Consider the following 13,612-nt stretch of genomic DNA (forward strand, 5'->3'; position numbering starts at 1 on the left):
GCCCCAGATATCGGAGACCCGAAAATGAGCGAAGATTTCAACATGTCGATGCGCAAGTTCCTGAAACAGGTTGGCGTGACATCCCAACAAGCCATCGAAGAAGCGCTGCGCAACGCCGGTGACACCACGGGCAAAAGCTTTGACGCCAAGATGGTGTTGACCATCGACGGGCTGGACATGGAACATGTCGTTACCGGCAAAATCGAGGGGCAATCCTAAGGTGACCGTCACCAGAGAATCCGTTCTTGCCATTCTGGCAGACCTGAAAGACCCGATTAGCGGCACATCGATTGTCGAGGCGGGTATCGTCAAGGCGCTGACCGTCGACGATGGCGTGGTGCGTTTCGTGATGGAGGTCAGCGGCGATCACGCGGCGGCCTATACCGCGCTCAAGGACACCGGCGAGGCGCAGATCAAGGCGCTGGACGGCGTCACGTCAGTCTCTATCGTGTTGACGGCCCATAGCGCGCCCAAACCGCCGCCCGACCTTAAGGGATCGCGCAGTTCGGCCCCCGCGGGCCCGCAGAAAGTACCGGGTATCGACCGGATTATAGCCGTGGCATCCGGCAAGGGCGGCGTGGGGAAATCAACCGTTGCCGCCAATCTGGCCTGCGCGCTCGCCGCCGAAGGCCGCCGCGTCGGGCTGCTGGATGCGGATGTCTACGGGCCCTCGCAACCACGGATGCTGGGCGTATCGGGGCGGCCCGCGTCGCCCGACGGCAAAACGATTCTGCCGATGCGCAACTACGGCGTGACCATGATGTCGCTGGGCCTCATGACGAACGAGGATCAGGCCGTTGTCTGGCGTGGTCCGATGCTGATGGGCGCGTTGCAGCAGATGCTGTCGCAGGTGCAATGGGGCGCGCTGGATGTGCTGATCGTTGATCTGCCCCCCGGCACCGGCGATGTGCAAATGACCCTTGCGCAAAAGGCCGAACTTAACGGCGCGATCATCGTCTCCACCCCGCAGGACATCGCCCTGCTGGATGCCCGCAAGGGGATCGACATGTTCAACCAGTTGGGCACGCCCCTGATCGGCATGATCGAAAACATGTCCACGCATATTTGTTCGGCCTGCGGTCACGAGGAACATCTGTTTGGCCATGGCGGCGTCGCTGCAGAAGCCGAAAAGCTGAACGTGCCTTTGCTGGCTGAAATCCCCCTGCATATCGACATTCGTTTGGCCGCTGATGGCGGGGCGCCGATTGTGGTGTCCAAGCCCGAAAGCACCCAAGCCTTGGTGTTCCGCAAGGTGGCAAGAGACCTGATATCCCAAGGGCATGCATGACAACGCCTGAGTTTCCACCGCTGTTTTCCGGCCAGGGTGCCAAGGGGCAAGACCCCTTTGCACTGGCCTGTGACGCGGCGGATAAGGGGTGTGATGCGGGATTGGTGTTTTACGATCTGGGGGCGAGCAGCTTGCGGGCGGCCATCGTTTTTGCCCCCGATGTGCCGCTTGCCGATGCTGCGGCGATGCTGCCGGTGTGTGGCGTTGGCTTTCAGAACGCGCTTGGCGCTTTGGCCCCGCCCGAGGTTGGCGTGCATCTGGGTTGGGACGGCGGCGTTTATCTGAACGGCGGGCGCGTCGGCCAGTTGGCCATGGCCGCATCGGGCACCGAGCCTGAGGTTGAGCCCGATTGGCTGGTCGTCGCTCTGACCCTATCGCTGTGGCCCGACAGCGATGACACCGGTCTAACCCCCGATCAAACCGCGCTTTATGCCGAAGGCTGCGCCGACGTGGCCCCCCATCACCTGCTTGAGGCATGGGTGCGCCACACCCTTGTTGGCATCAACAGCTGGGCCGACGGCGGCATGGCCAAACTGCACGCGGAATGGTCCGGCCTAGCCCATGGCCTTGAGGGGCAAATCACCGTCGCAGGACAGACCGGCAGCTATGTCGGGCTTGATGAAAACCTGGGGCTGCTGTTGAAGATCGACCAAGAAACCGTTTTGATACCGCTGACCGCAACCCTCACGAGGCCCGCATGAAACTAGCCCGCGCCATCCATTTTGACGAAAGCGACACCCGCGTTTTCCACAACCCCGCCCGCACCGGTGAATGGTGTATTTCCGGCGGGTTCGAGTTTTCAAACTGGAGCGAGGGTGATCTGGTCGGCAAGGCGCGGCAGGCCTTTGCCAATGGCTGGATGGGGATCGAGACCTTTGGCCGCGTCAGCTTTGTCGCGGTGACACAAATTGAACCCCATGAACATGACGTGTTCGCCAACCTGCTGGCCCAGCATTTCGTCGACATCTACGGCGCACCAAACCTTGAGGCCGCGATGACCGTCGCCAAAGAGGAGATCGCCCAGATGGCCGAGCTATGCGAGGATCACGCACCGAACACCTTGATCACAGTGTCGCGCGAATTGACCCCCGCAGGGGTCAGGGAAACCTACCGCGTGATCGAGGCGCAGGATGCGGACATTATGCAATTCGCCGTCCATGGATCACTGGACGAGGATGAGCCGCATGACCACGACCATAATCATGATCATGGGCATCATCATCACGACCCCTAGGGCGTTGCGTTAAACACAAACAAGGCTTCGCCATTGATCTTGTAGCCATTGATCAGCTCGGCCGCCCGCGCACTGGTCAGCCAGCCTTCAAGCTTCATCGCCAAGTCATTGCGAATGTTGGCGTTTTTATCAGGGTTCACCGGTAGCAGCGCATATTGATTGAACAAGGCCGGATCGCCGGAATAGAGCAGCGCCAGATCGCCCTTGTTGCCAAAGTTCAGCCAGCTTGCACGGTCCGCCACGATATAGGCATTCATGCCAGCTGCGGTGTTCAGCGCGGCCCCCATCCCTGCCCCGACCGGACGATACCAATCGCCGAACGTAGCACTGTCTAGACCGGCACTGGCCCAGATCTTTTTCTCGGCCTTATGGGTGCCGCTGTCGTCGCCACGGCTGACGAACGGAGCTTTGACACCCTCGATCCGCTGAACGGCGTCTGCCGCGCTGGCCGCATCAGCAATCTCTGCGGGGTCTGCGTTGGGGCCGACAAAGACGAAATCATTATACATGATCTCGCGGCGGTGCGTGCCGTGACCCTCGGCCACGAATTTCTCTTCTGCCGCTTTGGAATGGACCAATACGGCATCGACATCGCCCGCCTCGCCCAAGCGCAGCGCCTGCCCGGTGCCCACCACCAACAGCCGTACATCCAGATCAAGATCGGCCTTGATCGCCGGCAGCAGCACATCAGCAAGCCCGGAATTATCAAACGATGTGGTCACAGCCATGCGCATCTCTTCGGCGCTGGCAGTTTGTGCCCACAACAGCATCGTTGCTACGGTCAAAAATCGTTTCATGTTACAATGTCTCCTCTTAAAAATGCGGCAAGCGCTTCGGTTTGTGGGGCTGCAAATTTGGTCGTTGCCGGCCCCGTTTCGTAAATTCTCCCATCCAGCATAAACACCAGATCATGGGCCAGCCGCCGCGCCTGCCCCATGTCGTGGGTTGCCATCACCAGATGCGTGCCACCCGCTGCGATCTCTTGCAGCAGGGCTTCGATCTCTCGTGTGGCGTGGCCGTCCAGATTTGCACAGGGTTCGTCCAGAAACAGCACATCCGGCTTGCGGACCAAGGCGCGGGCAATGGCCAGTTTCTGCCGCTCGCCCCCTGACAGACGGGTGGCGGGGCTGTTTTGCACGTTAGCCAGCCCGATCCGGTCCAGCCAATAGCCCACCGTTTCCCTGATCTGCGCCGCAGGGGTTTTGACCAACCGCAAGGGATAGGCCAGATTTTCAGCGACCGACCGGCGCATAACGATGGGGGATTGAAAGACAAACGCCTGTTTTGATGTATCCTCGGTCGTCCAAGTCACAGATCCTCCATTGATCCGCTCGATCCCGTGCAGGACGCGCAGCAATGTGGTTTTGCCCGATCCGTTTGGCCCGATCACAATTGTGGGTCCCTGCGGATCAAGCACCAGATCAACCGGCCCGATGATCCGCTTACCCTGCCTGCGGACGGTAACATCTTGTAAAGTCAGGGGAAATAGACGGCTCACCATTGCCCCTCCCGCTCTGTGCGCGACAGGGTGTGGATCGCCAAATTCACCACAATCGCCAAGCCGATAAGGACAAAGCCCAGCCCCAAAGCCAGCGCAAAATCGCCCTTTCCGGTCTCAAGCGCGATGGCCGTAGTCAGCACGCGGGTCACATGATCAATATTACCGCCCACAATCATAATCGCCCCCACTTCGCCTATGGCCCGGCCAAAACCGGCCAAGGCCGCGGTCAGCAAATTGCGCCGTCCGTCGCGAACCAAGGTCACGATGCGCTGCCATTTCGAGGTGTTCAGCGATATCAGCAGGTCATGATATTCGGCCCATAATTCGCGCATGGATTGATGTGCAATCGACGCGATCACAGGCGTGATAATGATCACCTGCGCAATGATCATCGCGGTGGGCGTAAACAGCAGATTTAAAACGCCAAACGGCCCGGACCGCGACAGCAAGATATAGACGACCAACCCTACGACGACCGGCGGAAGCCCCATCAGCGCGTTGATCAGCGAGATGGCAAAACGCCGATAGCGAAACCGCTGCACGGCCAGATAGGTGCCCAAGGGGATGGCGATCACCGACGCAATCAGCAAGGCGGTCAGGGTCACGCGCAGTGATCTAAGGCTGATTTCCCAAAGCTCGGCATCGAAATGCACGATCAGCCAGAATGCCGCGTTCAACCCCTCCCAGATATCAACCATTTGCCGCGCGATCCCGTTTCACACCGTTGGGTTTAACGGTCGGGTTTTCCGGCCTGAATGACAAGCGGAAACTGCCTGAAATATTCCGCAGGCTGTTGCAGCCCCTTAAAATGATTGAGGTATTTCGCGTGCGGCATTCGACGCCTGCTTGGGTAAATCGCTGCCCGTCCCCTCTGCGCGGCGGTTGATTTCAAAACTTTTGCAGAAAATTTGAAGTCAGCGCATTAATGGGGTTGAAACACCCGTGGGGCTTGGATAGTAGAACGCTCACGGGTCGTTAGCTCAGTTGGTAGAGCGCTTCGTTTACACCGAAGATGTCGGGAGTTCGAGCCTCTCACGACCCACCATTCTCCCTCTCAAAACCGCATAACGAACTGAGATGTTTGGATAATGTTTCGCGGCTGCGTGACCAATACAGGCTGCTAGAATGCGCCGTTTTGATCAGTCGTCAGAACTGTCCGCATCGATCCCAAGGCCCGTGCGCGGCGCGGGTTTTGCATCGACCTGACGCACTTTCACGCGCATCATTTTACCGTTTCCAAGGTCTTTCTCGTTCATCACCTTGAACTTGCCCATCGGCAAAAGGTTCAGCTCGCGGCTGTCGTTCAACGCCTCGCCCAACACGCCAAGCATGGCGTCAACGACCGGCTTGGCGTCCTTCTTTTTGATGCCCGAGCGTTCAACCACCAGATCAATCAGTTCTTTCTTACGCATGACCGGGCCAACAATCACCGGGCGCGGCGCGTTGGGGTTCGGTGTATCGCTGGAGACAGCGGGGGCTTTGACCGATTGCATGGCCTGCCCTTTTGGGGCCCCACGCAATTTTATGCGGCTTAAGTCCGGCTTAACGGTTTTTGCGGCTTTGCTCATCAACTCTGCCTTTTTACGGATACACAGCGTCACCGTAGCGTGATGGCCGGCCCAAAGCCAGCGTTACAACTGTGTGCGCACGTTGGCGTGACGATGCAATAGCGTGCCACCAAATGAAAAAGCCGCCCCGTTTCCAGGGCGGCTTTGTTTTGTATTTCAGTACGATCAGTGCGCGGTGGCACTGTCCCCGCTTGGGGATTTTTTGGCCAGGGCAGCGGCTGCTGCATCTTCTGCCTCCTGATCCCATTCGATAGCCTCAGGCTGACGCACAAGGGCGTGCTGCAACACTTCGGACACGTGCTTGACCGGGATGATTTTCAACCCTTCCTTCACGTTGTCGGGGATATCCGGCAGATCCTTTTCGTTCTCTTCGGGGATCAAAACCGTGGTAATCCCACCGCGCAGGGCGGCAAGCAGCTTTTCCTTAAGCCCGCCAATAGGCATCGCATTCCCGCGCAGCGACACTTCGCCAGTCATGGCGATGTCACGCCGGACGGGGATTTGCGTCAGCACCGAGACGATCGACGTCACCATGGCCAAACCAGCCGAGGGGCCGTCTTTGGGTGTGGCACCATCGGGCACGTGCACGTGGATGTCGACCGTGTCGAACTTTGTCGGTTTCACCCCGATAGACGGGCTGATCGACCGCACATAGCTGCTGGCCGCGTCGATGGATTCCTTCATCACATCGCCCAGCTTGCCTGTGGTCTTCATCCGACCCTTACCCGGTAGGCGCAATGCCTCGATCTGGAGCAATTCACCCCCGACCGATGTATAGGCCAACCCGGTCACGACACCGATCTGATCTTCAAGCTCGGCCAGACCATAGCGATACTTTTTAACGCCAAGGAAATCCTCGATGTTGTCAGCATTCACTGTGATGCTTTCGGCCTCTTTCTTGACGATCTTGGTCAGAGACTTGCGGGTCACTTTCGCGATCTCTCGCTCAAGGTTCCGCACACCAGCCTCGCGGGTGTAATACCGGATCATGCTGGTCAAGGCACTGTCTTCAATGGCAAATTCCTTTGCCTTGAGACCGTGGTTCTTGATCTGCTTGGCGACAAGATGCTGTTTGGCAATCTCGCGCTTTTCATCCTCGGTATAGCCCGACAGCGGGATAATCTCCATCCGGTCAAGAAGCGGACCCGGCATGTTATAGCTGTTCGATGTGGTCAGGAACATCACGTTCGAGAGGTCATATTCGACCTCCAAATAATGATCCACAAATGTGGAGTTTTGTTCCGGATCAAGCACCTCGAGCATTGCTGACGCGGGATCGCCGCGGAAGTCCTGCCCCATCTTGTCGATTTCATCGAGCAAGATCAGCGGGTTATTGGTCTTGGCCTTTTTCAGCGCCTGAATGATCTTACCGGGCATGGAGCCGATATACGTCCGACGGTGACCGCGGATTTCGGATTCGTCACGCACACCGCCAAGGCTGATGCGAATAAATTCGCGCCCTGTGGCCTTGGCCACGGATTTACCAAGCGACGTTTTACCCACACCAGGAGGGCCGACAAGGCACATGATCGGGCCTTTCAGCTTGGACGACCGTTGCTGTACGGCAAGGTATTCCACGATGCGTTCTTTAACCTTTTCAAGGCCATAGTGATCATCGTCCAGCACTTGTTGCGCTTTGACCAAATCCTTTTTGGTACGCGATTTGACGTTCCACGGGATCGACAAGATCCAGTCAAGATAGTTGCGCACAACAGTGGCTTCGGCAGACATGGGCGACATGTTCTTGAGCTTTTTCAGCTCACCGTCGACCTTCTCTTTGGCCTCTTTGCTCAGCTTGGTTTCCGCGATGCGCGCTTCAAGTTCGGCCAATTCGCTTTTGCCGTCCTCGCCATCGCCCAGCTCGGTCTGAATGGCCTTCATTTGCTCATTCAGGTAATATTCGCGCTGCGTTTTCTCCATCTGGGTCTTAACGCGGGTCTTGATCTTTTTCTCGACCTGCAAGACAGACATTTCGCCCTGCATCAGCCCGTAAACCTTTTCAAGACGCTCGGACACGGACAGCGTTTCAAGCAAATCTTGTTTTTGCTCGACCTCAATGCCCAAGTGGCCCGCCACCAAATCAGCAAGGCGCGCAGGCTCGGTCGCTTCCAGCACAGCTGTCAGCGCCTCTTCGGGCACGTTCTTTTTGACTTTGGAATAACGCTCGAATTCTTCGGCAACCGTCTTGATCAGCGCCCGTGTGGTGGTTTCATCACCGGGAATTTCGCTCAAATACTCTGCCGTGGCTTCGAAAAAGCTATCATTTTCAAGGTATTCGGTGATGCGCACACGCGACTGCCCTTCGACAAGCACCTTAACGGTGCCATCGGGCAGTTTCAGCAGTTGCAAGACATTTGCCAGCACACCTGTCTGGAAAATACCGTCTGCGTCGGGGTCATCCATGCCGGGGTCGATCTGGCTGGACAGCAGAATCTGCTTGTCGTCGGCCATCACTTCTTCCAGGGCGCGCACGGATTTTTCACGACCCACAAAAAGCGGGACAATCATATGGGGGAACACCACGATGTCGCGCAGGGGCAACACGGGGTAGGATGCGTTCAGAGGCTCTAACATGCTCTTTTCCTTATACTGCAAGATGACACTGGCCCCTATTCTAGGCAGCCGATCGGTCATCTCCTGTTCTAGATAGGGTATTTGGGGACCCTACCCGCCTGTTTCAATCCCCGTCGTGCTACCGCCTTGCTAGGCTTGGCCAACTGATTTGGGGTTTTTGCCAGAATGAACCGCTATCAGCGGACAGACAAGCACGGATCGATTAATTTCCGGTCAAAAAGGGTTTGTAACGGGTGGTTCCGGCCCACCCTAACGCGGCTGGCCGGAAAATTACGACTTATTCAGCAGCGATTTCTTCCAAAAATGGATAGTCGGTAAAGCCTTCCTTGCCACCGGCATAGAACGTGCTGGTGTCACCCTCGTTGAGCGGCGCATCGCGTTCCAGACGTTTTGCAAGGTCCGGGTTCGCGATATAGGGCCGGCCAAAGGCGACCAGATCAGCAGCACCATCGGCAACCTCTTTGATCGCCATATCGCGGTCGTAAAGGTTGTTGGCCATATACACCCCGTCAAACAGCTTGCGCAGCTTGGCCAGATCCTCGCCTTCCTTCAGATCGCGCGACTGTCCGGTCGATCCTTCGACCATGTGCAGATAGGCAAGGCCGAATTTGTTCAGTTCGCGGATCACATATTCAAACGTCTCTTGCGGGTTTTCATCGGCGATGTCATTGGCGGGTGAAAACGGCGACAGGCGCAGGCCAACATGGTCGCCGTCCCATGCTTTTGTGACGCCTTCCAGCACCTCAAGCAGCAGACGCGCGCGGTTTTCAACGGAGCCGCCATAGGCGTCATCACGTTTATTGCTGGAGGTTTTCATAAACTGGTCCAGCAGATAGCCGTTGGCACCATGCACCTCGACCCCGTCAAAGCCGGCTTTCTTGGCCATCTTGGTCGCATGCACATAATCTTCGACGATGCGCGGCATCTCGTCCAGCTCAAGCGCGCGTGGCTCGGATGTGGGGACCATACCGTCACCGGTGAACGTCTTCATGTTTGCGGCAATCGCGGAAGGTGCGACAGGTTTTTGGCCGTTTGGCTGGATATCGACATGGCTGATCCGGCCCACATGCCAAAGCTGGATAACGATCTTACCGCCCGCCTTGTGTACGGCATCCGTGACCTTCTTCCACGCAGCAACCTGCCCTTCGGTATAGATACCGGGGGTTTTGATATAACCTTTGCCCTCGGCGCTGATTTGCGCGGCTTCGGTAATGATGATGCCGGCACCGGCGCGCTGCGCATAGTATTCGACGTGCAGATCGTTGACTTCACCGGTGTCATTGTCGGCGCGGCTGCGGGTCAGCGGGGCCATTACGATACGGTTCTTAGCCTCGATTGCGCCAACGGTCAGTGGCGTAAATAATTGTTGTGTCATGGGGTACGTCCCGTCCTTAAAATTTATTGTCTTCATCACCTAACCAAAAGACGCGCGACGACAAGGATGGGTTCACAAGTTTATTTTTCACGCCGCCGCTTGAAAAGCTACAGCGGCTCTATATCCCCTTGCGCCCTTTGCGCATGGAAACCCGCCTGCCATGCGTCAAACGTACCTGCGGCAATCGCACCGCGCATACCGGCCATGATTTCTTGGAAGTAATGCAGGTTGTGCCAGGTCAACAGCATGCCGCTAATCATTTCCTGACTGCGAAAGACGTGGTGCAGATAGGCGCGGCTGTAGTTTGAACAGGCCGGGCATGTGCATTCTTCGTCCAACGGGCGCGGATCATCAGCGTGGCGGGCGTTTTTGATATTCACAACGCCGTGACGCGTGAACACTTGCCCCGTGCGGCCCGAGCGCGACGGTAAAACGCAATCCATCATGTCGATACCACGGGCCACAGCGCCGACGATGTCGTCGGGCTTGCCCACCCCCATCAGATAGCGCGGGCGGTCCACGGGCAGCATGTCGGTGGCGAAATCAAGACAGCCGAACATCGCCTCTTGCCCCTCGCCCACGGCCAAACCGCCGACGGCATAACCGTCAAAGCCCACGTCAATCAGCGCCTTGGCGCTTTCCTCGCGGAAATCCTGCTCAAGCCCGCCTTGCTGGATGCCGAACAGCGCGTGGCCGGGACGGTCGCCAAAAGCATCACGGCTGCGCGCGGCCCACCGCATCGACAGGCGCATGGATTCCGCGATGCGATCACGGTCGGCCGGCAATGCGGGGCATTCGTCAAAACACATAACGATGTCAGAGCCGAGCAGCTTTTGGATCTCCATCGACCGCTCGGGCGTCAGTTCATGCTTGGACCCGTCGATATGGCTTTTGAAGGTCACGCCTTTTTCCGTCAGCTTGCGCAGGTCGGCAAGGCTCATCACTTGAAAGCCGCCGGAATCGGTCAGGATCGGTTTATCCCAATTCATGAACTTGTGCAGGCCACCCAACCGGTCGATCCGTTCGGCTGTGGGGCGCAGCATCAGATGATAGGTATTACCCAGCAAAATATCGGCACCCGTGGCGGCAACGCTTTCGGGCATCATCGCCTTGACGGTGGCGGCGGTGCCAACGGGCATAAACGCAGGTGTGCGAATGTCACCCCGAGGGGTCGAAATGACGCCGGTGCGGGCAGACCCGTCGCGCGCCTGAAGATCAAATGAGAATTTTTCCATGACAGCGCCTATAAGAGGTCGCGCAATCACGTGCAATCACGATGGCGCTTTGCTTTTGCCGCCAGATGGCCGAAACTGCGCCCAAGCGCATCTTGAGGAGAGCCGCCAATGCCCATCGAAGCCATCTTGCTGGAAATTTTACAAAGCAACCTGCCACTTATCCTGCTGGCCCTGTTGCTGATCATTCTGGTTGTCAAAGGGGTCAAGATCGTCCCGCAATCCGAACAGCATGTGGTCGAACGGTTTGGCCGTCTGCGGTCTGTTATGGGGCCCGGCATCAATATGATCGTGCCGTTTATAGACAAGATCGCGCATAAAATCTCGATCCTGGAACGGCAATTGCCGACCGCCAGCCAAGACGCGATCACCCGCGACAACGTGTTGGTGCAAGTGGATACATCGGTGTTCTACCGGATTATCGAGCCTGAAAAGACGGTTTACCGCATTCGTGACATTGATTCTGCCATCGCCACCACCGTGGCAGGCATTGTCCGCGCCGAAATCGGCAAGATGGATCTGGACGAGGTGCAATCGAACCGCACCGCCTTGATCACGACAATCAAGCTGCTGGTCGAAGACGCGGTGGACAATTGGGGGATCGAGGTGACCCGCGCCGAAATTCTGGACGTAAACCTAGACGCCGCCACCCGCGCGGCGATGATGCAGCAGCTGAATGCCGAACGCGCCCGCCGCGCCCAAGTGACCGAGGCCGAAGGGAAAAAGCGCGCCGTTGAGCTGGCCGCCGATGCGGAGCTTTATGCATCCGAGCAGACCGCAAAAGCCCGCCGTGTGCTGGCCGACGCCGAAGCCTATGCCACACAGGTCGTCGCCACCGCCATTGGCGAAAACGGGCTGGAGGCGGCGCAATACCAGATCGCCCTGAAACAGGTCGAGGCGCTGAACGCACTTGGGGCCGGTGCGGGCAACCAGACAATCGTTGTCCCCGCCCAAGCCATCGAGGCCTTTGGCGATGCGTTTAAACTGCTGAAAGGACGCGGCTGATGTTGATGGATTATCTGACGCTGTGGTGGGTCTGGGTGTCGATTGCCCTGATCTTGGGCCTGATCGAAATTCTGCTGCCGGGCAACATATTCCTGGGCTTCGCGCTTGGGGCCTTGGGCATGGTGCCGGTGGTGTTGCTGCTGCCGGGGGCGAGCACGTCATTGCTGGTCGCGGTTTTTGCAGGGTTGTCGCTGCTGTGCTGGATCATTCTGCGCGCGGTATTTCGCAGACAATCCAGCGGTGCGCGGATTGTGACACGCGATATTAACGAAAGTTAGGGTATCGCTGCGACCGTCTCGGGGCTCTGCCCCGAACCCCGGGGTGATTAACCATTTGGAAGCACGCGTGACGCCTTGAGGGGTGCCATGCGACCTGTTAGTCGGCGGCATCAATGCATCGGTCTTGGAGCCCTGTGGTATGGAAGAATTGAATTTCGGTTGGGAAGAATGGATCGCCCTGCCAGACTTGGGCTTGCCCGCGATCAAGGCCAAGATCGACACGGGTGCAAAGACATCATCCTTGCATGCCCATGATATCGAAGTCTTTGGGTCGGATGCCAAGCCGAAGGTGCGGTTCAACGTGCATCCGGTTGCCGGCAACGACGATATCGTCATCACCTGTTCCGCCCCAATCATTGACCGCCGCGAGGTCACATCATCAAACGGCGAATCCGAATTGCGCTATGTGATTGCGACCACCTTGGCCGTTGCCGGTCAAAGCTGGCCCATCGACATCACCCTGACCAACCGCGCAGGCATGGCCAGCCGGATGTTGCTGGGGCGTCAGGCCCTGACCGACCACATTACGATTTCCGCCACGGAAAAGCGCCTGCAACCCGAGCTGAGCTATGATGTGTATCACTCTGCCGCCGTGCGCCACACCGCCCCGAAACGGGCGCTGCGGATTGCGGTGCTCAGCCGAGAGCCTGACAATTATTCCACCCAGCGGTTGGTTGATGTCGGCGAGACGCGCGGACACACGGTTGAGGTCATTGACACCACGCGCTGCTATATGGCGATCAATGCCATGGCCCCCGAAGTGCATTACGACGGCAAACGCCTGCCCCGCTATGACGCTGTGATCCCGCGCATCGGGGCCTCGGTCACGCCCTATGGCTGTGCGGTGATCCGGCAGTTTGAAACAATCGGCACCTATTGTGTAAACGGATCGGCCGGCATTCTGGCGAGCCGCGACAAGCTGCATGCGCATCAGGTTCTGGCATCCAAGAAGATCGGTATGCCGACCACCGCATTCGCCGCATCCCCCAAGGACACCTCGAACCTGATGGCGCTTGTGGGCACTGCGCCCTTGATCGTAAAGCTGCTGGAATCGACCCAAGGCAAGGGGGTTGTTCTGGCCGAAACCAAAAAGGCCGCAGAATCGGTGATCGACGCCTTTCGCGGGCTTAAGGCGAATTTTCTCGTGCAGGATTTCGTCAAGGAAGCCGCAGGCGAAGACATCCGTTGTCTGGTGATTGATGGCAAGGTTGTCGCCGCCATGAAACGCACCGGCGCGGATGGCGATTTCAGGTCGAACCTGCACCGTGGCGGGTCGGCCAAGGTGGTACGGATCACCAAGCAGGAGCGTGAGACCGCCCTGCGCGCGGCGCGTGCCTTTGGCTTGGGCAAAGCAGGCGTTGACCTGCTGCGCTCCGAAAGCGGGCCCAAGGTGCTAGAGGTCAATTCCTCCCCCGGTTTTGAGGGGATCGAAAAGGCAACCGGCAAGGATATCGTCGGCATGCTTTATGATATGGTTGAAGCGCGGGTAAAGCCGCAACCTGTGCGCAAACGCAAGGGCTGAACCCTAGGGGTAAACACAGCTATGCCCCACTAGAC

Annotated in this window: 14 protein-coding genes and 1 tRNA gene; 8 read left to right on the plus strand and 7 right to left on the minus strand. The window is 57.9% G+C overall.

The features are described from left to right. The first annotated feature begins 24 nt into the window (after positions 1-24). From WNY39_RS01790 to WNY39_RS01805, 4 genes are read left to right on the plus strand one after another with little or no spacing between them, the layout of a single operon-like run. Entirely contained in the window at positions 25-219 is a 195-nt protein-coding gene (locus WNY39_RS01790; RefSeq protein ID WP_093914840.1) for a DUF6494 family protein, read from the plus strand. 1 nt (position 220) lies between these two features. Beyond that, positions 221-1,288, plus strand: a complete 1,068-nt coding sequence (locus WNY39_RS01795; protein WP_342843565.1) for an Mrp/NBP35 family ATP-binding protein — start codon at positions 221-223, stop codon at positions 1,286-1,288. Next, positions 1,285-1,989, plus strand: coding sequence for a biotin/lipoate--protein ligase family protein (locus tag WNY39_RS01800; RefSeq protein ID WP_342843567.1), 705 nt, complete (start codon positions 1,285-1,287; stop codon positions 1,987-1,989). Before WNY39_RS01795 ends, WNY39_RS01800 begins: the two co-directional genes overlap by 4 nt. Further along, positions 1,986-2,522 (plus strand): DUF6505 family protein, encoded by a 537-nt coding sequence (locus tag WNY39_RS01805; RefSeq protein ID WP_342843569.1) that lies wholly within the window; start codon positions 1,986-1,988, stop codon positions 2,520-2,522. The genes WNY39_RS01800 and WNY39_RS01805 overlap by 4 nt, the downstream gene beginning before the upstream one ends. Here the strand turns inward: WNY39_RS01805 and WNY39_RS01810 are convergent. From WNY39_RS01810 to WNY39_RS01820, 3 genes are read right to left on the minus strand one after another with little or no spacing between them, the layout of a single operon-like run. Beyond that, positions 2,519-3,319 (minus strand): substrate-binding domain-containing protein, encoded by an 801-nt coding sequence (locus WNY39_RS01810; protein ID WP_342843571.1) that lies wholly within the window; start codon positions 3,317-3,319, stop codon positions 2,519-2,521. The genes WNY39_RS01805 and WNY39_RS01810 overlap by 4 nt on opposite strands. After that, positions 3,316-4,023: an ATP-binding cassette domain-containing protein gene (locus tag WNY39_RS01815; RefSeq protein ID WP_342843572.1), complete on the minus strand. Its 708-nt coding sequence runs from the start codon at positions 4,021-4,023 to the stop codon at positions 3,316-3,318. The genes WNY39_RS01810 and WNY39_RS01815 overlap by 4 nt, the downstream gene beginning before the upstream one ends. Next, entirely contained in the window at positions 4,017-4,721 is a 705-nt protein-coding gene (locus WNY39_RS01820; RefSeq protein ID WP_342843574.1) for an ABC transporter permease, read from the minus strand. The genes WNY39_RS01815 and WNY39_RS01820 overlap by 7 nt, the downstream gene beginning before the upstream one ends. A 271-nt stretch (positions 4,722-4,992) precedes the next feature. Here WNY39_RS01820 and WNY39_RS01825 point away from each other — a divergent pair. Continuing rightward, positions 4,993-5,068: transfer RNA gene (locus WNY39_RS01825), tRNA-Val, on the plus strand. Between the two features lie 94 nt (positions 5,069-5,162). Here the strand turns inward: WNY39_RS01825 and WNY39_RS01830 are convergent. The 4 genes from WNY39_RS01830 to tgt form a co-directional block, all read right to left on the minus strand. Further along, a complete protein-coding gene (locus WNY39_RS01830) occupies positions 5,163-5,591 on the minus strand; it encodes an HU family DNA-binding protein (protein WP_342843575.1) in 429 nt (142 codons plus the stop codon). A gap of 165 nt (positions 5,592-5,756) precedes the next feature. Beyond that, positions 5,757-8,165: an endopeptidase La gene (gene lon / locus WNY39_RS01835; RefSeq protein WP_342843576.1), complete on the minus strand. Its 2,409-nt coding sequence runs from the start codon at positions 8,163-8,165 to the stop codon at positions 5,757-5,759. Positions 8,166-8,442: 277 nt separating this feature from the next. Continuing rightward, positions 8,443-9,540 (minus strand): alkene reductase, encoded by a 1,098-nt coding sequence (locus WNY39_RS01840; protein WP_342843577.1) that lies wholly within the window; start codon positions 9,538-9,540, stop codon positions 8,443-8,445. A gap of 107 nt (positions 9,541-9,647) precedes the next feature. Next, positions 9,648-10,775, minus strand: a complete 1,128-nt coding sequence (gene tgt, locus WNY39_RS01845; RefSeq protein ID WP_342843578.1) for a tRNA guanosine(34) transglycosylase Tgt — start codon at positions 10,773-10,775, stop codon at positions 9,648-9,650. A gap of 108 nt (positions 10,776-10,883) precedes the next feature. Here tgt and WNY39_RS01850 point away from each other — a divergent pair, with 108 nt between their 5' ends. From WNY39_RS01850 to rimK, 3 genes are all read left to right on the plus strand, one after another. After that, complete coding sequence (locus WNY39_RS01850) at positions 10,884-11,777, plus strand: SPFH domain-containing protein (RefSeq protein ID WP_341234550.1); 894 nt, start codon at positions 10,884-10,886, stop codon at positions 11,775-11,777. After that, positions 11,777-12,055, plus strand: a complete 279-nt coding sequence (locus WNY39_RS01855) for a hypothetical protein (protein ID WP_342843581.1) — start codon at positions 11,777-11,779, stop codon at positions 12,053-12,055. Before WNY39_RS01850 ends, WNY39_RS01855 begins: the two co-directional genes overlap by 1 nt. A 139-nt stretch (positions 12,056-12,194) precedes the next feature. Next, positions 12,195-13,577: a 30S ribosomal protein S6--L-glutamate ligase gene (rimK, locus tag WNY39_RS01860; RefSeq protein WP_342843582.1), complete on the plus strand. Its 1,383-nt coding sequence runs from the start codon at positions 12,195-12,197 to the stop codon at positions 13,575-13,577. The last annotated feature ends 35 nt before the right edge of the window (positions 13,578-13,612 follow it).

Origin of the sequence: Sulfitobacter sp. AS59 (assembly GCF_038899995.1) — a bacterium.
Lineage (GTDB): Bacteria > Pseudomonadota > Alphaproteobacteria > Rhodobacterales > Rhodobacteraceae > Sulfitobacter.

Excerpts from the sequence above, each read along its gene's own strand:
- WNY39_RS01820 (WP_342843574.1), bottom strand. The coding sequence starts at position 4,721 with ATGGTTGATATCTGGGAGGGGTTGAACGCGGCATTCTGGCTGATCGTG.
- WNY39_RS01855 (WP_342843581.1), top strand. The coding sequence starts at position 11,777 with ATGTTGATGGATTATCTGACGCTGTGGTGGGTCTGGGTGTCGATTGCC.
- WNY39_RS01790 (WP_093914840.1), top strand. The coding sequence starts at position 25 with ATGAGCGAAGATTTCAACATGTCGATGCGCAAGTTCCTGAAACAGGTT.
- WNY39_RS01815 (WP_342843572.1), bottom strand. The coding sequence starts at position 4,023 with ATGGTGAGCCGTCTATTTCCCCTGACTTTACAAGATGTTACCGTCCGC.
- WNY39_RS01805 (WP_342843569.1), top strand. The coding sequence starts at position 1,986 with ATGAAACTAGCCCGCGCCATCCATTTTGACGAAAGCGACACCCGCGTT.
- WNY39_RS01850 (WP_341234550.1), top strand. The coding sequence starts at position 10,884 with ATGCCCATCGAAGCCATCTTGCTGGAAATTTTACAAAGCAACCTGCCA.
- WNY39_RS01810 (WP_342843571.1), bottom strand. The coding sequence starts at position 3,319 with ATGAAACGATTTTTGACCGTAGCAACGATGCTGTTGTGGGCACAAACT.
- rimK (WP_342843582.1), top strand. The coding sequence starts at position 12,195 with ATGGAAGAATTGAATTTCGGTTGGGAAGAATGGATCGCCCTGCCAGAC.
- WNY39_RS01800 (WP_342843567.1), top strand. The coding sequence starts at position 1,285 with ATGACAACGCCTGAGTTTCCACCGCTGTTTTCCGGCCAGGGTGCCAAG.
- WNY39_RS01830 (WP_342843575.1), bottom strand. The coding sequence starts at position 5,591 with ATGAGCAAAGCCGCAAAAACCGTTAAGCCGGACTTAAGCCGCATAAAA.
- WNY39_RS01840 (WP_342843577.1), bottom strand. The coding sequence starts at position 9,540 with ATGACACAACAATTATTTACGCCACTGACCGTTGGCGCAATCGAGGCT.
- lon (WP_342843576.1), bottom strand. The coding sequence starts at position 8,165 with ATGTTAGAGCCTCTGAACGCATCCTACCCCGTGTTGCCCCTGCGCGAC.
- tgt (WP_342843578.1), bottom strand. The coding sequence starts at position 10,775 with ATGGAAAAATTCTCATTTGATCTTCAGGCGCGCGACGGGTCTGCCCGC.